Source organism: Ralstonia sp. TCR112 (assembly GCF_007997035.1).
Classification (GTDB): Bacteria; Pseudomonadota; Gammaproteobacteria; order Burkholderiales; family Burkholderiaceae; genus Ralstonia; species Ralstonia edaphi.
In genome coordinates, this window is the sequence record NZ_VOSS01000028.1 from 80,199 (window position 1) to 97,716 (window position 17,518).

Sequence of the window (17,518 nt, forward strand, 5' to 3'; positions counted from 1 at the left end):
AATCCGGTGTGACGATGGCGAAGCTGCATGGCAACGTCACACGCACGATCCGTCAGTGCACCGACCACTTGGAGACCGAGTTGGCAGACGCCGCCAGCCCGGTCATTGCATCCACCAGCAGGGCGCCCGTCGGGTCGTCGTCGAGCATGTAAGGAAAGCGATAGACCAGCGTACCGGTGTGCCGCTGCTGCGCGACCATGCCGCGCGACGAAGCGGGTAGGCCGAGGCAGAGCCCCAGGATCATGTGCAGGGCTTCGTCAATGTTGATCTCGAGCGGCTTGCCGAGGTCGATGCAAACGGTGACCGATTCGGGATCGGCCTCGGCATCACAGGTGAACCAGAGCTGATATGCGCCGATGAGGATGGGGTGCGCGGCGAACGGGAAGAACTCATCGGCGCGTAGAAGCGGGATGTCTAGGGTCGGCAGATACGGCGTGCGTGAGGCGGACATGAACGTGGGTTGGCGATGCCGCAGGAGCCGACGCGTCAGCTTCAACGAGCACCTTCGCATGTGATGCCGCGAGCGTACGGCCTTATATGACAGCCGGCATACACGTTCACGAAATCATCACGCGCTGCGAAGGCGCGCCCGTGGCGGCACTGCCGTGCACCCCATGCATGCCATTACGCGCGAATCCAGACGTAGGTGCCGTTCGCCAGGTTCTCGAACATGTCGTCGGTCGTCTGCAGGATGTTGTCGCGCCAGTAGCGGCCGTGCTCGGCGTAGTGGCCCAGCAGCTCGGCCAGTTGCTCGCCGTCGATGTCGGGGTCGTAGGCGACGCGCACGATCAGGATGATGCCGCCCGTATCGCCATCGAGCCCGAGCTGGGCATGGTCCTGCGCATAGATGGTGACGTTGGCTTCCAACATGAGGCGGAACACGCGCAACGTGCGGCCGCCGGTGACGATGCCGTAGTCGAAGTTCAGGTAGAAGGCATCGAGGTCTTCCTCGACGGCGTCGATGATGACTTCGAACCCTTCGACAGTGAGCCTGCCGGCGGCGATGATGGCGTCGGCATCCGGAATCTGCAGATGCACGCACATGTCGCGGATAAGGGCGTCGCGCCGTTCGATGCTCATGTTCTACGCCAGCAAGTCTTTGGCAGCTTTCGGGCCCGCTTCCATCAACTTGGCGAATGCCTGCGTGCGGTTCAGTTCATCTTCCAGATGAGCGGTGTTCAGCATGTCCTGTGTGCCGGCGGAGACCACCGCTTGCAGGGTGCCGGAACCGTGCGCGGCCGGCAGGCCGTGAGCAAGGTGCGACGCGGAATCGCCCGGTGCAGGGATTGCCGGCGTGGCGGAGACGTTGCGGTGGATCGGTGTCATGTCGGGATCGCGGTAGCGGGTCGGATTCGGTGAATCGGGCTGCGGCGCGATGGGCCGGGGGAGAACAGCAGAAGCGCGCGGGGAACCATTCAAAAAACCGCTCGGGAACGGCGCGGCCCCGTTCCCGAACGTTGGCGGCACCGAATGTGCCGTCCGGAACCGATCATTACGAGATCAGGTCCTTGGCGGCCTTCGGGCCCGCTTCCATCAGCTTGGCGAACATGTTGGTGCGGTTCAGTTCGTTTTGCAGACGGGCTGCGTTCAGCATGTCTGCCTCGCCTTCCTTGGTGATGGCTTCTTGCTGGGCATTGAACGACAGGCGGCTAGCGGTGTCACCGAGGGCAGCGGCTTTGGTTTGGATCGTCATGGAAAACTCCTTTGCAGTGGATGAGTGGTCTCGGGTGAGAGCCGGGTTTTTCAACAACACCCCGGTGTGGGATGTCGCTGATTCGGTTCAGCGAAACGTGCTGCTGTTGTGTTCGCCGTGAAGTCATCATCGTGGATTTCTGCGCTCCGGGCCGGCGGGGAAGCGAAATGTGATGTCGTCTCGCGAAGCCCGTAGGCGCGCTGTGCGCGTTATGCCGGGATCAACCCGGAGCACACCTGTGCCGCGCTGGAAAAGCCATGGGACAGCACACGAAGCTGCTCGCGCTGGTTGACGTCCACCGCGCGAATGGCGCGCTGTTCCATGTCCATGGCGGTGCGCTTGAGCGCGTCGACGGCCTTGTTCAGTGGGCCGAAATCCTTCGGGCCTTCCTGCTTGGCAAAAGCCTGAATGCCGTCAAACGTTTCGATGATGTCGAGCGTGAAATGGTCAAACATGTGGGTCTCCAGAAGAGGGGAATTGGCAAGAACGGCCAAGCAGCGTTAACGCTGCGCAGCGAGAAAATCCTTGGTGCCGTCAGAGCTTTCGATGTAGCTCAGTTCATCGACGGAAAGTGCCGACGTGGCATCGGCTTTGGTGTTGCGCACGCGGGCCTGCGTGATGTCCAAGACGATGTCCTTGATGTTGCCGCCCAGGTCACTGCGGACGTGGTCCGCCGTTGCGCGCACGCGTTCGGGGTGCACGGCGGGGCCCGTGATGGAGAACCGGTTGCTGCCCAGGTAACTAATGCTGAGCCCCGGCTCCTGCAGCGATTCGCGCAGGTTCTCAATCACCTCCTGCGCGATGGAAAGATCGGTATGGACGGACGCCGACACGGCTCGCAGGTCGCGCAGCGTGGCCAGCTCTTCGGCCGGCGATGTGACGATGCCGTGGACGATGATCTCGTTGTCGTGCTGCTCGATCTGCAACCCGTCGATACGGTGCAGCGCCAGGCTTGCGCGCACACGCTCGATTAGCGGAATCGGGGTCGCTGCGGACGAATGGGCGGCAGAGGATGTTTCGCGTGTGGAGGCCAGGAGCAGTGCGCACGGCGTCAGCAGCGCCACTGCCGTCACGCCCATCCAGCCTTTGCGTGCGCGGGGCCGGGCGTGCGCGGGTGTATCGGAAGCAGGGGCTTGCGCAGCGGCGACGCTGTGCGTGCCGGTCTCTTGGGCAGCGGGCAACAGCACGCGCTCAAGGAGGGCAAGATCGGACGGCCATGCTTCACCGGTGGGGCCCACGCAGAGAATGATCTCGCCGAAGCGGCGAGGGGCCAGGTCGTCCCAGGCGGTGCCGCCGTCGTCGGATTCGATCAGAACGCCGTGTTCTGCGTCGACAAGCAGCGCGAGCGGATCGCCCACCCAGTCGGAGATGCGGATGCTGGCTTGTGGGTCGGGGCCGACCGTCCAGCGGCCCGGAGTGAGGTCGAGGCAGGCGCCGGCATGCGCGCCTGCCAACACGCGGATGTGCTTGTTCATGGTGATTGCGGTGAAGGATCAGAAAGCGGGGGCAGGGCCAGACCGAGCCCCGCGCGGTAAGACCACAGTTCGGTCGTCCAGCGGCGTGCGACGGCGCTGCTGCGTGCGATGCTCTCGCCGCGCTCGCGGCCAATGCGCGGCCGCGATGGACTCAGCAGCAAGAGGGGAAACAGCAGGTTGAATGTCTTTTCGCGGTCGGTCAGTGCGTGGGCAGCTGCGTGCGGTGCCGCGGTGGTGGCCAGCAGCCGGTCTTTCACGGCGGCCAGCGTGCCGGGCGTGCCTTCGATGGACGCCTGCTTCAAATAGCTGCGCAGGATGTCGAACGCCATGCGCAGCGGCATCGGGTGGCCCGTGTGCATGGCGTGCCGCACGGCAAGCAGTTCCTGTTCAAGGCGCTGGTAGCTGGACGACGCCACCTCCGACAGCAGCGTGTCGGCTGGCGGCGCGCCGGCCTCGGCTGCCGCGGTTTTCTTCGGCGCGGCGGCCGAGGTCTCCGCTGCTTGTTCCTGCAAGTACTGCAGCAGCAGGGCGCGGCGGCCTTGGGCGCTGCGATGGTCTCGTGCCTGTTCGTCGTCACCTTCGCTTTGGCCTTGCCGGGACGACAGGCCGATCACCATGGGCTCGACCTTGCGCGCATGCTCTTCCAGCATGAGGAGCAGTTCTTCGAACGTGCTGTCGGTGATGGGCTCTTCAGGCGAGCCCGCGCCGCTGCGCTTGCCCGTGCGCGGTCGTCGCACGCGTTTTGCAACCTGCGCAACGTGCTTGTGGTGGTGCAGCTTTTCTTCGGCCAGTTGGTCGGCCCAATGGTGGTGTTCGTGCGCGCCATGCCGATGATGCTTGCGATGGTGCGGCGCGGCCGCGTTCTGTGGCGGTGCCTGCACCGGATCGGGCAACGGGAGAACGTTGGGCGTCGAAGCGGAGATACGTGTCACGGCTCCCTCCTACTGGAAGAGCGATTGCAGGATCGTGTTGCCGAACTGCAGGATCGATGCTGCTCCCCAGGGCGCCGCGACCACGATCACCACGGACACGATGATGAGCTTGAGCCCATGCGAGATGCTGCTGTCCTGCAGCGACGTGACGGCCTGCACGAACGAGATCAGTAGCCCGGCAATGGCGGACACCGCCACCGCGGGCAAGGACACCAGCAGGCACAGCATGAGCGCCGTGCTGGTCAGGCGCGTGATGTTGTCGTAGTCCATGACGGCCCCTTCATCGATACGTGTTGACCAGGCCGTGAATCAGCACGGACCAGCCGTCCATCACCACGAAGAGCAGCAGCTTGAACGGAATGGCGACGTTGCTTGGCGTCACCTGCGACAGCCCCAACGCCATCAGCAGGTTGGCGATCACCAGGTCGATCACGATGAAGACGAGATACAGCAGGAAGCCGATGCGGAACGCCGCGGTCAGTTCCGTCAGGGTGAAGGCGGGCGCGAGGATGATGAGGTCGTCTTCCTTGAGCTGAGCGGCTTTGGCCGGCGGCCACAGTTGTTGCGCCGAGCGCATGAAGAACGCTTTCTCGCGTGCATTGGTGTGCTTGTCGAGGAACTGCCGGAACGGTTCGCGCGCGGCGTCGAGCAGCGGCATGACCTGGCTCACGTTCGCGCTGGAATCATTGAGTTGCATGTGGGCACGCTGCATGGCCTCCATGCCGACCGGCGCCATCACGAAGCACGACACGATCATCGCAATGCCGTTGAGCACCATGCTGGGCGGTACCTGCTGCACACCCAGCGCATTGCGCAGCAGGCCCAGCACGACGACGATCTTCGTGTACGACGTGACCACCATGGCGGCAAACGGCAGCAGCGCAATGGCAACTGCCGCAATGATGAGCGAGGCGAATTCAATGTTCTGCATGGCGCGCACTCATGGCGGAGATCTGCAGACCCAGATGCTCGCCCACCGCCACGAGCTGGCCATGCCCCAGCGTCTGGCCGTGGCACACCAGGCGCACGGTCGCATCGCGCAGCAGGACGGGCAACTGCAGGACGTGGCTTGGCGCCAGCGCAGCCACTTCGGCCAGCGGCAGGCTCATCACGGCGATTTCGAGGTGGACGGGCACTCCAGCGCTTCCACTGCAATGCCGTCAGTGCTGTCGGATGGGGTGTCGCCTGCGGCGATCGTGTCGTCGTCTGCGAGCGTAGGAACATCGAGAATCGTCACGGTGCCTTCCTTGTAGTGAGCATGGGCAGTGAAGTGGGTGCGCCGGCTGTCGCCGCAGGTCAGGTGTACGGCGCCTGCATCGGTGTCGGGGCGATAGGCGTGCGGGCCCCAGCCGAGCAGAACGTCGCCGGCCGCGAGCGAAGAGAGCGTGCGCGTTGCGCAGCGCCGGCTTGCAATGCGGACGCCCACCGGCAGGCCAATGACGCCAAGTTGTGCGAGCACAGCGCTGCGATCGGCCATGGGTGGCGCAGGCGGTGTGGTGTGCCAACCGAGCGTGGTGATGCGGCATGGCGTTTCACCGTGCGGCCCATCGAGCCGCATCGGCAGTTCCGGATCATCGTTACGTAGCGCACTGTGGCGCTCGGGCGCGATCCCCGTCAGCGCGGCGTCTTTCAAGCCCGCAGCAGACAGCGCATCGAGCATCGGTGTCAGCCAAAGACCGGCAAGCGCCGTGCGGCGTTGCGCATCGGGGTCCTGCGCGATGGCGTAGAGCGCCGGGTGGTTGGCCCCGTCAACAACAACGTCGACCGCGCACAGCGATGAACCGACGCCCAGCCGCATGGGCGCCTGCATGGGCGTCGGGCGTTCTACGGCGTGCAGTTGCCAGTGGCGGCCATCGTCATCCGGGAAGGGTGTGCCGGTCAGCCGTGTCAACGCGGCCTGGGCCGGCGTGAACGCACGCAGATGCGCATCGAGCGGGGATGGCGTGAGCCCGGTGTTCATGGCGAGTCGGCGAGAGGTGGCGGGTGGCGTGTGGCAGCGGTCACCACACTTCGAGTTCGACATCGATGCGCTGCTCCAGCAAAACGTGAATGCGTTGGCGCAGTGCATCGCCGTGTTCGGAGAGTAAGTCGCGCGCCCGCGGGTGTGCCGCCAGGAAGCGAAGCCATAGCGTGTGGGGCGAAAGGCGCAGGGTGAGGCGGGTATCGGGCAGCACGCGCGGGTCGAGGTCGAGCGTGACCTCCCAGCATTCGCTGTTGGCCTTCACGACGCGCGAGCCGCAGAACCTGGACAGCAGCTGCGCGAGATGCTCCGTCACGGTGCTCCCCACGCTGATCTCCGAGCACGTGCGCACAAGTCGGCTGGCCATGGCCGAGGTGTGCAGCGGCGCGGCCTCGGGGGCCGCATCATCGGGCTGCGCGTCTGCGTGGTCGTGTGTGGGCGGTTCGTGTTCGGGTGCGGCTTCGCATACGGCGTCGCTGTATGTATCGAGCGGTATCCAGGCGCTGCTTTCACCCGCACCAGGCTCGGTGTGCATGCCGGACCGCGCCTCCGCAGTGCGTTGTGCTGCAGGGCGCCTGACCGGCGTGACGGGATGGACGATGGGCGGCGCTCGCCACAGGCGTACGGGTATGGTCATGGCGGCTTACAGCGTGAGCTTGCCCACGGGCTGCAGATCAACGTACGCGCCCAATTCCTGGAACGAATACACGTTCAGCGCCTGCAAGCGCGGCTCGATCATGCGGCGGACATAGCGTCGGATGTCCATGGACGTGACGATGGCAAGTGCCCCCACCGGCGTCGCCCCCGATTGCGGCGCGCTGCGGCTCATGTGTTCGAGCCGCGTGACGATGGTGTCGACCTGCTGCGGATCCAGCGTCAGGAAGTTGCCTGCGGGCGTGGGCTTGATCGCCTGACGCACCGTCTGCTCCACCGTCGGGTCCAGCAGAATGGCGGGCATCTTGCGCGAGCCGCACGTGGCCTGGTGCGCGATCTGCCGGCCCAGATCGCCACGCACGTACTCCACCAGCATCAGCGTGTCTTTTTCTTTCGGCCCCCAGATGACGAGGCTTTCCAGGATGGCGCGCATGTTGCGAATGGGCACCTGCTCTTCCAGCAGGCGGCGCAGCACGTCGGCCATGCGCTGTGCGGGCACAGCCTTCTGCGCTTCCGTGACCAGACCCGGGTACTCGGTGGTCACACGCTCCATGATCCATTGCGTTTCCTGCAGGCCGATGAACAGGTGCGCGTGCTTGCGCAGCACATGCACGACATGGTCGGCTATCACCTGCTCGGCGTGGGGCGGAGCATCGGGCGCGGCGTCGAGTTGCGCGCGCAAGGGCTCCGGCAGATCCGATATCGATACCTTGCCCTCGGACACCGCCACCGGTTCGCCGGGGATGTCGTGCACCAGCACTTCGTACGCGTCTTCGGGCTGTGCGGCGCTCTTCCACACGGCAATGCCCGGGAAGGGCAGGCCCAGTTCTTCGGCCAAGGCGTGCCGCCCGCTTTGGAACGCGGCGTCGAGCTTGGGAATGTCGAGTCCCTCTGCCAGCCGCGTGCCGAGCCGCACCCCCAGAGGCGCCGTGAACGACGGGGCCTTGTCGGCGATGGTCGGCGCCTTGTCCTTGGACCCTTCGCGCAGCAGCGCGGGCAGGGTGTCGCTGTCGGTCGTGCTGCCCGTGTTCAGGCGCTTGCGCAGCGTGTAGCCAAAGGCAAAGACTGCGCCCGCCAGCGCGATGAACAGGAACGAAGGAAACCCCGGTACCAGCGCAAAGCCGGCCAGCAAGGCGCTGGCGGTGAACATGGCGCGTGCGCTGGTGGAAAGCTGCCGCACGATCTCCTTGCCTAATGAACTTGGCTTGGCGCCGTGGTCGTCGTCAGACACACGCGTGATCATCACGCCGGCCGCCACCGAGATCAGCAGCGAAGGGATCTGCGACACCATGGCGTCGCCGATCGACAGCACGGCAAAGCGGTTGGCGGCTTCACCGGCCGTCATGCCGTGATACGTGATGCCGATCACGATGCCGGCCAGGATGTTGACCAGCGTGATGACCAAGCCGGCAATCGCGTCGCCCTTGACGAACTTCATGGCGCCGTCCATGCCGCCGTGCAGCTGGCTTTCCATGGCTAGCAGCGCACGGCGCTTGCGGGCTTCGTCAGCACTTAGATGGCCGGCGCGCAAGTCGGCGTCAATGCTCATCTGCTTGCCGGGCATGGCATCGAGCGTAAAGCGCGCGCCGACCTCGGCCACCCGTTCGGAGCCCTTGGCAATCACGATGAACTGCACGGTAGTGATGATCAGGAACACCACCAGACCGACCACCAGGTTGCCGCCCACCACGAGTTTGCCGAAGCTCTCGATGATGTGGCCGGCGTCTGCGTGCAGCAGGATGGATTTGGTCGATGCGATGTTCAGCGAGAGCCGCAGCAGCGTGGTGAACAGCAGCAGCGACGGAAACGCCGACAGCGACGTTGCCGCCGGGATGTACATCGTCACCATCAGCAGTACGACCGATAGCGTGATGTTCAGCCCCAGTAGTGAATCGATCAGGACGGTGGGCAGCGGCAGCACCATCAACGCAATGACGGCAACCACCAGCGCAGCGATGCCGATTTCGCCGCTGAATTCAGAGAAGGCGGTCTTCTTGGCCATATCGGATGCCTCAGTTCAGGATGGAAGGGCTTGCGCCCATGTGTTTGGCGCCAGGGTCTTTCGCGCCGATCTCGCCCACCCAGGCCAGCACTTCGGCCACGGTTTCAAACAGCGCTTCGGGCACGGGGTCGTTCAGCTTTACGAGGTACAGCGCGCGTGCCAGCGGCGGATTGCCGATGATCGGAATGCCCAGCGCCTGGGCTTCTTCGCGCAACCTGAGAGCTTCTTCGTCGACGCCCTTGGCGGTGATGCACGGCAGGCCGCACGCTTCGGGTGCGTAGCGGATCGCCACGGCGTAGTGCGTGGGGTTGACGATCACGGCCTGCGCGCCGGCCACTGTCTGTTTGGGCTTGGCTTCATCCACCATCTGGCGCGCGAGCTGCTTGCGCTGGCCCTTGATGTGCGGATCGCCCTCGCTGTTCTTGTGCTCGCGCTTCACTTCATCCTTGCTCATGCGGTGGTCGCGGATGAAGAGCCAGCGCTGGATGCCAAAGTCCACCGCGCCGAGCACGAGGAAGAGCAGGCCGCCCGCGCCCAGCAGCTTCACGAGCATCGACATGCCGATCTGCGCGATGTCCATGATCGGCTGATACGGCGTGCCCACAATGGTCGGCAGAAGCATCAGGACCAGCTTCCAGAGCGCGGCTCCGACGGCAATCGCTTTCACCACCATCTTGAGCAGATCGATCATCGAGCGCATGGAGAACATCCGCTTCAGGCCCGATGCGGGGTTGATGGCGCTCATCTTCAGTTCGAGCGGTTTGGTTGAGAGCACGATGCCCGTCTGGCCCCACGTGGCAATCCAGGCGACGAGCGCAAACACGAGGCTCAGCGGCAGCGTCATCAGCGCCAGCTGAAGCGCGACGTGGCCGAGTGTCTGCTTGAGCGTCATGGCCGGATGCCGGCTGTTGTTCACATCAAGCGCAAGGTCGACCAGCGCGCGCCAGCGGTCGCCCAGCAGCGATGCCGTCATCGCGAGCAGCAGGCAGCCCGCCAGCAGCACGACGGCGGCGATCAGGTCGGCACTCTTGGCGGTTTCGCCGTCTCTGTGCGCGTCTCGGAGTTTCTTGTCTGTGGGCTCTTCGGTTTTTTCGTCCGACATGGTGGGGCCCTGGGTGTCGACGGAAGGGGCCGCGGCCTACGCAGCCGCAGCGATGCGAGGCATTGTGCTGAGGCGGGCGCCATGCGCGTGCCCTTTGGGCGAAGGCGGATGCACGGTTCCGAAGCTGGGGTGACAGCGAAGCGAAAGCGGTCGCTTTTGCGTTGTGCGGACTCGCGCACAGCGCCGACGGACTTCGGGGCGGGGCGCTCTTTTTCGGGGTGGGTGGCCGGCGCGCGGCATGCGTGCGTCTATGGTTTCACCCGAGGTCGGCCGGTGCACCCATGCCGGCATCGACATGACCCGACACGGAGAACCCCGCGATATGGAACCGATTCAATGTAGCAACCGCCTGCTGGGCGGGCTGCTCGAAGTCTTGATGTACGCAACGCGCAGCGGGCAGTTCGACAACGCGCAATCGTTGCTGACCGCATTGCGCACGCTGCGCCCGAATTTTCGTGAGCTCGATCTGGTGGAAGGCTGGCTGCTGGTGGGCCGCCATCAATACGCCGATGCCGCGCGCATCCTGCGTGAGCTGCACAGCGGTGAGCGTGCCGAGAGCGTGGTGCCGTTTGCCTCGGCCATGATGGCCCTGTGCCTCAACGCCCTGGGCGACCAGGAGTGGCACGTCTATGCCAACCAGGTGCTCGCCCGCAATGAAGACGCCGATTCCGTCGCGCTGGTGCGCACGCTGATCGGTGTGCAGGAAGACATGGATGCCGGCACGTTCGGCACCACCGCCGCTGCCGCGCCGGCCGCCGAAAGCGTGGACCTGAGCGCTTACCACAGCGCGCACTACTTCACCCGCGCCTAACCATCCTCCCGGGAGCCCATCATGATCCAAGGTCCGACCGCCATCCCGCCGGTGACTGCCGGCACGCCGGGCACCGGCATTGCCCCGGCAGAAGCCGCGACGCCGGCGCCCGAGCTTGTTGCACGCTTCGAATCCATGCTGCAGAACGCCAAGCACAGCCAGCACCACAGCAAGGGGCCTTCGGCTGTTGGCGAGCTGATCAAGAAAGAGGATGCCGCTGTGCAGGCGTCGATGGCGCGTGTGGAAGCCATGACCGAGGCCGAGCGCGGTATGTCTGTGCAGGAAGTGGTGGCCGAAGGCGTGCGCGTGCAAATGGAGTGCGCGGCCACCATGACGAAGATCCATCTGGGCAGCACCATCGCGCATTCCGGCAAGAACGCCGTGCAGACCCTGATGCGGAACCAATGATGCGGCCCGCGCTTCCATCCTGCCGCATGCGGCGCGGCGCACTGGCCCTGCTGTTCGTGCTGACCGCGCTGCTGGCCGGCTGCAACAAGCAGCTGTTTGCCCAGCTGAGCGAGGCCGATGCCAACGACATGCTGACCGTGCTGCTGCAGGCCGGCATCGATGCGCAGAAGAATTCGCCCGACGACGGCAAGACCTGGTCGGTGATGGTCGACCAGGATGCCTTCGCCCGCGCGATGGAAGTGCTGCACAGCCACGGCTTGCCGCACGAAAAGTACGCGAGCCTGGGCGACATCTTCAAGAAAGACGGGCTGATCTCCACGCCCACGGAAGAGCGCGTGCGCTTCATTTACGGCGTATCGCAGCAGCTTTCGCAAACGCTCTCGCGCATCGATGGCGTGGCCGTGGCCAATGTGCAGATCGTGCTGCCCAATAACGATCCGCTGGCCACCGTGGTCAAGCCGTCCAGTGCATCGGTGTTCATCAAGTACCGCCCGAGCGCCAACGTGTCTTCGCTGGTCCCGAGCATCAAGAACCTGGTCGTGCATAGCGTGGAAGGGCTCACCTACGAGAACGTCAGCGTCACGCTGGTGCCCGGCACCGTGGATGCACCCACCCCCGATGCCGCGAGCCGCGCGCCCGCCGGTGTGTCGTGGGCCACGCTGGGGGCCGTGGCGGGTGCCCTGAGCGTGATCGTATTGCTGTGGCGCGCCGCAATGCGGCTATCCGCGGTCCGGACGCGCCTTGACGCAGTGCGCGCACGCCTGGAAGACAAGTTGCCGGCACGCTGGAAGAAGCGCGCAACAGCATGACCGCCGCGAGCGCCGCGTCCGATCCGGCAGCCACCATGATCCTGCGCATGCTGCACGCGTATCAGGAACGGCTGCATGGGCTTGTGCATCTGTTCGATACATCGACATCCGCCGCGCAAGCTAACGGTGTACCGGCAGGCGCGGCCAAAGACTGGCGCCAGGTCTGTATCGCGCTTGGCGTGGGGCAGGTGGGCTTGCCGACATTGCTTTCGCATGCGCATCGACTGGCCGTGCTGGATACGGAAGACCTGCAGCGCGTGCTTGCGGCCCGCACGCTGATTGACCGGCGCGGCGCGCTGGCGCGATGCATCGACGGCGCCTACCTGGCAGGCCTTGCGGGCTTGTTGGGCGATGCAGCCCTCACGGGGTTGACGCAACGCCAGCACTGGGCCCCCGACCCGGGCGGCCCGCTGCCGACGCTCGACCTGGCGCAGCTTGCGGAGGCGGGCCTGCATGCCCTGATTGCCGAAGGTGCGGTGTCGGACCGGTCGCTGGCGCAACTGATGCGCCTGACGATCGGCATGCAAGCGCCGTTGCCGCCGTGTGCCGGCACTGCCCCGTCTGACACGCAAGCCGAGTCCTTCATGGCCGCGTTGCCCGTTCTCTTTCCGGAGTTGTCATGGTTATTTGGTTGAGGCGCGATGCGGCGCTCGGCATCGGCTCGGACGTGATCCGCGCCGAAGACTACCGGCACGTGGTCGAACTGGATGCCGCATGGCAAGCCGTGGAAGAGGCGCGCGAGGCTGCCTTGGCACAGGCACACACCGAGGCTGAAGCCATCCTGGCGCAAGCCCGGGCCAATGCTGACGAGCTGCTCCGGCAAGCCGAGCAGCGCGCGCAACGCAGCGCCAAGCTCGGTTATGCGGCCGGCCAGCGGCGCGCACTGGAGGACTTTCACGCCTCCATGGCCGCGCGCGCGTACGAGGATGAGGAGGCCACGCGCCGCGAGGAAGACCGCCTGATCGCCACGGTCATGCAGGCGGTTGAGCATGTGGTGCTGGAATCCGACCGCCAGGCGCTGTTTGCGCGCGTGGCGGCCACGCTCGGCCGTGTGCTGCAAAGCCAGGCGCGGTTGACGGTGAGCGTGTGCGCAGCCGAGATCGAATCAGCCCGCGCTGCATTTGCCAAGGCTGTGCAGACGGGTTCGCTCAACGCCGCCTTCGAGGTGCTGGCAGACGACCGCGCCGAGCCAGGACATTGCCGATGCGAATGGGACCACGGCGTCGCCGACGCAAGCCTGCGTGTGCAACTGGCGGCGCTGCGCCACGCGCTTTCCGGCCGCAAGCGCAAGCCGGTCGAACATGCCGATCCGCACGAAGGCTACGCAGATGACGATGCCGGTTTTGACGAGGATGCGGCATGACCAAAGCTGTGCTGATCGACGCCATGGATGAAGCCATCCGCAGCGTGGCGCCCGTCCAGCGCCTGGGCAAGGTCGTGGAAGTGACGGGCACCTTGCTGCGCGTGGGCGGCGTCGACGTCAAGCTCGGCGAGCTTTGCACGTTGACCACGCCGGACGGCACGGAGCTTCAGCAAGGCGAGGTGGTCGGCTTCAGCGAGCACTTCGCCTTGCTGGCGCCGTTTGGCGGCGTGGTCGGCCTGTCGCGTTCGACGCGCGTGGTGCCGAGCGGGCGCACGCTTTCGGTCGGGATCGGCCCCGGGTTGCTGGGCCGCGTATTGGATGGTCTGGGCAGACCCGCCGACGGCGGGCCGCCGCTGGATGTGTACGACTACGTGCCCGTGTTTGCGCAGGCGCCTGACCCGATGTCGCGCCGTCTGGTGGAGCAGCCGCTGGCCACCGGTGTGCGCGTGATCGACGGGTTGGCCACGTTGGCCGAGGGGCAGCGCATGGGCATCTTCGCGCCGGCCGGCGTGGGCAAGAGCACGTTGCTCGGCATGCTGGCGCGGGGCACCGAATGCGATGTCAACGTGATCGTGCTGATTGGCGAGCGCGGCCGCGAGGTACGCGAGTTCATCGAACAGATCCTGGGCGACGAGGGCATGCGCCGCTCCGTGCTGGTGTGTGCAACGTCCGATCGCTCGTCCGTGGAGCGCGCCAAGGCCGCGCATGTCGGCACGGCCATCGCCGAGTATTTTCGCGACCAGGGGCTGCGTGTGCTGCTGATGATGGATTCACTCACGCGCTTTGCCCGCGCGCAGCGCGAGATCGGCCTTGCCGCGGGCGAGCCTCCCACGCGGCGCGGCTTTCCGCCATCGGTGTTTGCCGAGTTGCCGCGCCTGCTCGAACGCGCCGGCATGAGCGCCACGGGCTCGATCACCGCGCTGTACACCGTGCTGGCCGAAGACGAATCCGGCAACGACCCCGTGGCCGAAGAGGTGCGCGGCATTTTGGACGGCCACCTGATCCTGTCGCGCGACATTGCCGCGCGCAATCGCTATCCGGCCATCGACATCCTGAACAGTCTCAGCCGCGTGATGACGCAAGTCGCGCCGGCCGACCACTGCGCGGCTGCCGGCCGCATGCGCCAGTTGCTCGCCAAGTACAACGAGGTCGAGACGCTGCTGCAGATGGGCGAGTACAAGGAAGGCAGCGATGCGGTGGCCGACACCGCCGTGCAATGGAACGGCTGGATGGAAGACTTCCTGCGCCAGCGCACCGACGAGTGGTGCAGCCCCGATGAAACATACCGGCTGCTGACCGAGGTGGCTCAGGCATGAAGCGCAAGCGCTCCGCGGTCTGGCACACGCTGATCGAAGCCAAGACGCGCCAGCGCCGTCGTGTCGAAGCGGAGATCGGCATCGCACAGCAAGCCGTGGCCGATGCACAGGCCGCAGCGCAAGACAGCGAAGACACGTGCGAGCGCGCGCATGAGCGCCTGCGTGATCACGTTGCCCGCATGGATCAGTTGATTGCCGCGCCGGTGCTGCTGGCCGATGCGTACCTGCGCTACGACGCGTTTCGCGGCGAGCTGGATGATGCGGTCATGCAAGCACAGCACGCCGTCGCTGCCGCGCACGCCGCCGTGGCCGAACGCGAAGCTGAGCTCAAGGCACGTCGCCAGGCGCTGGCGCGGCTCGATGCCATGCTCGATCAATGCCGCAAGACTGCGGAGCGGATCGATCAGCAGGAAGCCACCGAGCGCGAGCTTGCCACCGAGGAGGAGGCTGTGGAGGCCATCCTGGCGCGCCCGCGCCCACGTGCAGCGGCTTGATGGCACGACATTTCGACGATATTCAGCCCATCCCCATGGAAGCCATCGATACCGTTCTGCACGCCTGGTTTGACCTTGACGAAAGCGCGGAGGTGATCCTTGCGCTGCTCGCGCTGTCCTGCGTGCGCATCATGACCATCTTCGCGATCCTGCCGGCCACGAGCGACCAGTCCGTGCCCGGCACCGCGCGCAATGGCGTGGTGTACACGCTCGCCATCATCGTTGCTGCGGCGCAGCCGCCGGCCGTGGCGGAACACCTGAGCGCGGCGCGGTGGTTCCTGCTGGCCGGCAAGGAGATTTTCCTGGGGGCGTGCCTCGGCTATGCGGCGTCGACTGTGTTTTGGGTCGCGCAGACGGCGGGCACGATCGTCGACAACATGGCCGGCTTCAACAACGTGCAGATGAGCAACCCGTTGCAGGGCGACCAGAACACGCCGATCGGCAACACGTTGCTGAATCTGGCCGTCACCTTGTTCTATGCAGCGGGTGGCATGCTGTTTTTGCTGGGCGTCGTGTTCGAGTCGTTTCACTGGTGGCCGCTGGGCGCCACGCTGCCCGACATGAGCGCCGTGGCCGAGAGTTTTCTGCTGCAGCAAACCGATTCCATCTTCTCCACGGCCGTGAAGCTCGCTGCGCCGGTGATGATGACGTTGTTCCTTATCGATGCCGGCATCGGGCTGCTGTCGCGCGCGGCCGACAAGCTCGAACCCGCTTCGCTTGGGCAGCCCATCAAGGGCGTGGTGGCCATCCTGATGGTCACGGCGCTGGTGGTGGCAATGTCCAGCCAGGTGCGCGACACGCTCACCTATAGCCAGTTGCTGCAGCGGGTGAGGGGCGGACTGGTGGGCGATGGCACGTCGTCAAAACCGAAAAATATGCAGTGAGGATTGTTCAGCGGCTGACGAAGCTTTGTTGAGATTGTCGGTGCAGCGATTTCTTAGGATGTCCTTACGAAATCCAACACCACGCGGCCAGCGCCTCGCGAGCCGCAATCTCTGACACGGGAGCGTCGACATGCTGGGAAACATCTACTTTGCCTTGGCCTCCGGACTGGCAGCGCGGGAGCGTCTGCCCGACTATGCGAAGGCCGTCTTCGCGGAAGATTTCGATCGCGCGTATCAACTGGTCGATGATCATGGCGGCCTGCACGGCAAAGACGCTGGCGACTACGCCGGCGTGCTGGCCATGGCCGATGCATCGATGCTACTGGAGTGCGATGAAGACGCCGAAGAGGCCTTCCGCATCGCGCAGCGTCTGATTCGCCATTCGGATGATCAGCTGCGCGTGGTGTCGTGCCGCAACATGGGCTGGCAATCGCTGCTGCGCGATCGCTACTCGGCCGCGGCAGGTTGTTTCTCCCGCATGGCCGAAGACGATGGCGCGACATGGCTGCAGCGCGTCGAAGGCATGATGGGCCTGGCACTTGTGCACCACCAGCTTGGTCAGCAGGACGCAGCAGACGAGGCGCTGCAATCGGCACGTGCCATTGCAACGGAGCGCAATGATGCCGGCTGGGTCGCCACGCTGGATCTCGTCGTGTACGAGTTTGCGGTGCAGGCGGGCATCCGCTGCTCCAACCGTCTGCTGGAACACGCGTTCTGGCAGTCCGCGGAAGTCGGCGCTGCGATGCTGCACAACCATGGCGGGCGCGACGGCTGGGCCGCCAACGGCAAGCACGATGCGAATGTGCCCGCGATGATCCATCGCCGCGCCGAGTACCTGAGCCTGCTGCGCCGCATGGCCGATGGCGACCGCACGGCAATCGACCCGCTCATGGCCATCATCGGGCAATCGCGCCGCATGGGCAGCCGCCTGCTGATGCAGACGAAGGTGGAGGTGGTGCTGGCCGCGCTCAGCGGTGAGCAGCACGACGTGGCCGGCAAGGTGTATGACCAGATCTGCAATCGCGATACGTCGTTCGGCGCGCGACGCTGGAATTTCGACTATCTCTACTGCCGCGCCAAGATGGCGGCGCAGCGCGGCGATGCAGCGGGTGCGCTCAAGTACTACACCGCCTACATGCAAGACGCCCTGCGCTGCCTGCGCACCGAATCGCCTGGCGTCCGCCGTGTCAGCACGACCACGCCGGCCGCGTCGCGCGCGTCCGATGATGTGAGCGCGCGTCTGTCGGCCAAGTACCGCCGCGCGTATCACTACATTCTCGACAACATCGAACGTAGCGACCTGACGACGCGTGAGGTGGCCGCGCACATCAACGTGACCGAGCGCGCGCTGCAGCTCGCGTTCAAGAGCGCGGTGGGCATGTCGCCCAGCTCGGTCATCCGCCGGCTGCGTCTGGAGGGCATCCGCTCCGACCTGCTGGACGAGGGGCGCGGGCCGTCGAACATCATCGATACGGCATCGCGCTGGGGCATCCGCAGCCGCTCGGCGCTGGTCAAGGGGTATCGCAAGCAGTTCAACGAAGCGCCGTCGGAAACCATCTGGCGTTAAGCCGCGGCCGCTGTATCGCCTGGCCGCGCGCTGGTGCGGTCTGTCTTC

At 65.5% G+C, this 17,518-nt stretch carries 23 protein-coding genes; 9 read left to right on the forward strand and 14 right to left on the reverse strand.

All coding sequences use genetic code 11. The features are described 5' to 3' along the window. Positions 1 to 52: 52 nt before the first annotated feature. From FUT88_RS09905 to sctU, 14 genes are all read right to left on the reverse strand, one after another. Positions 53 to 451, reverse strand: coding sequence for a hypothetical protein (locus tag FUT88_RS09905; RefSeq protein ID WP_147214823.1), 399 nt, complete (start codon positions 449 to 451; stop codon positions 53 to 55). A gap of 173 nt (positions 452 to 624) precedes the next feature. Further along, complete coding sequence (locus FUT88_RS09910; RefSeq protein WP_147214824.1) at positions 625 to 1,080, reverse strand: molecular chaperone Tir; 456 nt, start codon at positions 1,078 to 1,080, stop codon at positions 625 to 627. Between the two features lie 3 nt (positions 1,081 to 1,083). Next, positions 1,084 to 1,326, reverse strand: coding sequence for a hypothetical protein (locus FUT88_RS09915; RefSeq protein WP_147214825.1), 243 nt, complete (start codon positions 1,324 to 1,326; stop codon positions 1,084 to 1,086). A 166-nt stretch (positions 1,327 to 1,492) separates the two neighbouring features. After that, positions 1,493 to 1,693, reverse strand: a complete 201-nt coding sequence (locus FUT88_RS09920) for a serine kinase/phosphatase (protein WP_147214826.1) — start codon at positions 1,691 to 1,693, stop codon at positions 1,493 to 1,495. A 209-nt stretch (positions 1,694 to 1,902) separates the two neighbouring features. Further along, the gene (locus tag FUT88_RS09925; RefSeq protein WP_147214827.1) at positions 1,903 to 2,148 is read right to left on the reverse strand and encodes a type III secretion protein HrpX; all 246 of its coding nucleotides are present in this window, start codon (positions 2,146 to 2,148) and stop codon (positions 1,903 to 1,905) included. Positions 2,149 to 2,193: 45 nt separating this feature from the next. Next, the gene (locus tag FUT88_RS09930; RefSeq protein ID WP_147214828.1) at positions 2,194 to 3,168 is read right to left on the reverse strand and encodes a type III secretion protein HrpW; all 975 of its coding nucleotides are present in this window, start codon (positions 3,166 to 3,168) and stop codon (positions 2,194 to 2,196) included. Continuing rightward, the gene (locus FUT88_RS09935) at positions 3,165 to 4,100 is read right to left on the reverse strand and encodes a type III secretion protein HrpV (protein ID WP_147214829.1); all 936 of its coding nucleotides are present in this window, start codon (positions 4,098 to 4,100) and stop codon (positions 3,165 to 3,167) included. The genes FUT88_RS09930 and FUT88_RS09935 overlap by 4 nt, the downstream gene beginning before the upstream one ends. 9 nt (positions 4,101 to 4,109) lie before the next feature. Then, positions 4,110 to 4,370, reverse strand: coding sequence for a type III secretion system export apparatus subunit SctS (gene sctS / locus FUT88_RS09940; protein ID WP_024978147.1), 261 nt, complete (start codon positions 4,368 to 4,370; stop codon positions 4,110 to 4,112). A 10-nt stretch (positions 4,371 to 4,380) separates the two neighbouring features. Then, positions 4,381 to 5,031, reverse strand: coding sequence for a type III secretion system export apparatus subunit SctR (sctR, locus tag FUT88_RS09945; RefSeq protein WP_045205537.1), 651 nt, complete (start codon positions 5,029 to 5,031; stop codon positions 4,381 to 4,383). Continuing rightward, on the reverse strand, positions 5,018 to 5,236 hold the full coding sequence (locus tag FUT88_RS26625) for a FliM/FliN family flagellar motor switch protein (RefSeq protein ID WP_261797092.1): 219 nt from the start codon (positions 5,234 to 5,236) through the stop codon (positions 5,018 to 5,020). The genes sctR and FUT88_RS26625 overlap by 14 nt, the downstream gene beginning before the upstream one ends. Next, positions 5,209 to 6,060 carry a YscQ/HrcQ family type III secretion apparatus protein gene (locus FUT88_RS09950; protein WP_261797093.1) on the reverse strand — a complete coding sequence of 284 codons (852 nt, stop codon included), beginning with the start codon at positions 6,058 to 6,060 and terminating at the stop codon, positions 5,209 to 5,211. The genes FUT88_RS26625 and FUT88_RS09950 overlap by 28 nt, the downstream gene beginning before the upstream one ends. 40 nt (positions 6,061 to 6,100) lie before the next feature. Beyond that, entirely contained in the window at positions 6,101 to 6,697 is a 597-nt protein-coding gene (sctP, locus tag FUT88_RS09955; protein ID WP_147214830.1) for a type III secretion system protein SctP, read from the reverse strand. A 6-nt stretch (positions 6,698 to 6,703) separates the two neighbouring features. Continuing rightward, entirely contained in the window at positions 6,704 to 8,716 is a 2,013-nt protein-coding gene (locus FUT88_RS09960) for an FHIPEP family type III secretion protein (protein ID WP_147214831.1), read from the reverse strand. Positions 8,717 to 8,726: 10 nt separating this feature from the next. Continuing rightward, complete coding sequence (gene sctU, locus FUT88_RS09965; RefSeq protein WP_147214832.1) at positions 8,727 to 9,818, reverse strand: type III secretion system export apparatus subunit SctU; 1,092 nt, start codon at positions 9,816 to 9,818, stop codon at positions 8,727 to 8,729. 322 nt (positions 9,819 to 10,140) lie between these two features. On the opposite strand from sctU, the gene FUT88_RS09970 reads away from it, so the two are divergent. The 9 genes from FUT88_RS09970 to FUT88_RS10010 all read left to right on the forward strand — a co-directional run bounded on the left by FUT88_RS09970 (position 10,141) and on the right by FUT88_RS10010 (position 17,470). Then, positions 10,141 to 10,629 (forward strand): HrpB1 family type III secretion system apparatus protein, encoded by a 489-nt coding sequence (locus FUT88_RS09970; protein ID WP_147214833.1) that lies wholly within the window; start codon positions 10,141 to 10,143, stop codon positions 10,627 to 10,629. A gap of 21 nt (positions 10,630 to 10,650) precedes the next feature. Next, on the forward strand, positions 10,651 to 11,037 hold the full coding sequence (locus FUT88_RS09975) for a type III secretion protein HrpB2 (RefSeq protein ID WP_147214834.1): 387 nt from the start codon (positions 10,651 to 10,653) through the stop codon (positions 11,035 to 11,037). Beyond that, entirely contained in the window at positions 11,034 to 11,846 is an 813-nt protein-coding gene (gene sctJ / locus FUT88_RS09980) for a type III secretion system inner membrane ring lipoprotein SctJ (RefSeq protein ID WP_147214835.1), read from the forward strand. The genes FUT88_RS09975 and sctJ overlap by 4 nt, the downstream gene beginning before the upstream one ends. Continuing rightward, positions 11,843 to 12,481 (forward strand): type III secretion protein HrpB4, encoded by a 639-nt coding sequence (locus FUT88_RS09985; RefSeq protein WP_147214836.1) that lies wholly within the window; start codon positions 11,843 to 11,845, stop codon positions 12,479 to 12,481. Before sctJ ends, FUT88_RS09985 begins: the two co-directional genes overlap by 4 nt. Then, positions 12,466 to 13,209, forward strand: coding sequence for a type III secretion system stator protein SctL (sctL, locus tag FUT88_RS09990; protein WP_147214837.1), 744 nt, complete (start codon positions 12,466 to 12,468; stop codon positions 13,207 to 13,209). The genes FUT88_RS09985 and sctL overlap by 16 nt, the downstream gene beginning before the upstream one ends. Continuing rightward, positions 13,206 to 14,525: a type III secretion system ATPase SctN gene (gene sctN / locus FUT88_RS09995; RefSeq protein ID WP_147214838.1), complete on the forward strand. Its 1,320-nt coding sequence runs from the start codon at positions 13,206 to 13,208 to the stop codon at positions 14,523 to 14,525. The genes sctL and sctN overlap by 4 nt, the downstream gene beginning before the upstream one ends. Further along, the gene (locus FUT88_RS10000) at positions 14,522 to 15,019 is read left to right on the forward strand and encodes a flagellar FliJ family protein (protein ID WP_147214839.1); all 498 of its coding nucleotides are present in this window, start codon (positions 14,522 to 14,524) and stop codon (positions 15,017 to 15,019) included. The genes sctN and FUT88_RS10000 overlap by 4 nt, the downstream gene beginning before the upstream one ends. Positions 15,020 to 15,054: 35 nt before the next feature. After that, entirely contained in the window at positions 15,055 to 15,903 is an 849-nt protein-coding gene (sctT, locus tag FUT88_RS10005; protein ID WP_147214840.1) for a type III secretion system export apparatus subunit SctT, read from the forward strand. A gap of 130 nt (positions 15,904 to 16,033) precedes the next feature. After that, positions 16,034 to 17,470 (forward strand): helix-turn-helix transcriptional regulator, encoded by a 1,437-nt coding sequence (locus FUT88_RS10010; protein ID WP_147214841.1) that lies wholly within the window; start codon positions 16,034 to 16,036, stop codon positions 17,468 to 17,470. Positions 17,471 to 17,518 lie beyond the last annotated feature (48 nt).

Bases quoted from the DNA above. Each gene is read 5' to 3' on its own strand.
- FUT88_RS09975 (WP_147214834.1), top strand. From the start codon at position 10,651: ATGATCCAAGGTCCGACCGCCATCCCGCCGGTGACTGCCGGCACGCCG.
- FUT88_RS09920 (WP_147214826.1), bottom strand. From the start codon at position 1,693: ATGACGATCCAAACCAAAGCCGCTGCCCTCGGTGACACCGCTAGCCGC.
- sctN (WP_147214838.1), top strand. From the start codon at position 13,206: ATGACCAAAGCTGTGCTGATCGACGCCATGGATGAAGCCATCCGCAGC.
- FUT88_RS10010 (WP_147214841.1), top strand. From the start codon at position 16,034: ATGCTGGGAAACATCTACTTTGCCTTGGCCTCCGGACTGGCAGCGCGG.
- sctJ (WP_147214835.1), top strand. From the start codon at position 11,034: ATGATGCGGCCCGCGCTTCCATCCTGCCGCATGCGGCGCGGCGCACTG.
- FUT88_RS09950 (WP_261797093.1), bottom strand. From the start codon at position 6,060: ATGAACACCGGGCTCACGCCATCCCCGCTCGATGCGCATCTGCGTGCG.
- sctL (WP_147214837.1), top strand. From the start codon at position 12,466: ATGGTTATTTGGTTGAGGCGCGATGCGGCGCTCGGCATCGGCTCGGAC.
- FUT88_RS10000 (WP_147214839.1), top strand. From the start codon at position 14,522: ATGAAGCGCAAGCGCTCCGCGGTCTGGCACACGCTGATCGAAGCCAAG.
- sctT (WP_147214840.1), top strand. From the start codon at position 15,055: ATGGAAGCCATCGATACCGTTCTGCACGCCTGGTTTGACCTTGACGAA.
- sctR (WP_045205537.1), bottom strand. From the start codon at position 5,031: ATGCAGAACATTGAATTCGCCTCGCTCATCATTGCGGCAGTTGCCATT.
- FUT88_RS09905 (WP_147214823.1), bottom strand. From the start codon at position 451: ATGTCCGCCTCACGCACGCCGTATCTGCCGACCCTAGACATCCCGCTT.
- sctS (WP_024978147.1), bottom strand. From the start codon at position 4,370: ATGGACTACGACAACATCACGCGCCTGACCAGCACGGCGCTCATGCTG.
- sctU (WP_147214832.1), bottom strand. From the start codon at position 9,818: ATGTCGGACGAAAAAACCGAAGAGCCCACAGACAAGAAACTCCGAGAC.
- FUT88_RS09960 (WP_147214831.1), bottom strand. From the start codon at position 8,716: ATGGCCAAGAAGACCGCCTTCTCTGAATTCAGCGGCGAAATCGGCATC.
- sctP (WP_147214830.1), bottom strand. From the start codon at position 6,697: ATGACCATACCCGTACGCCTGTGGCGAGCGCCGCCCATCGTCCATCCC.
- FUT88_RS09925 (WP_147214827.1), bottom strand. From the start codon at position 2,148: ATGTTTGACCATTTCACGCTCGACATCATCGAAACGTTTGACGGCATT.
- FUT88_RS09985 (WP_147214836.1), top strand. From the start codon at position 11,843: ATGACCGCCGCGAGCGCCGCGTCCGATCCGGCAGCCACCATGATCCTG.
- FUT88_RS09970 (WP_147214833.1), top strand. From the start codon at position 10,141: ATGGAACCGATTCAATGTAGCAACCGCCTGCTGGGCGGGCTGCTCGAA.
- FUT88_RS09930 (WP_147214828.1), bottom strand. From the start codon at position 3,168: ATGAACAAGCACATCCGCGTGTTGGCAGGCGCGCATGCCGGCGCCTGC.
- FUT88_RS09915 (WP_147214825.1), bottom strand. From the start codon at position 1,326: ATGACACCGATCCACCGCAACGTCTCCGCCACGCCGGCAATCCCTGCA.
- FUT88_RS09910 (WP_147214824.1), bottom strand. From the start codon at position 1,080: ATGAGCATCGAACGGCGCGACGCCCTTATCCGCGACATGTGCGTGCAT.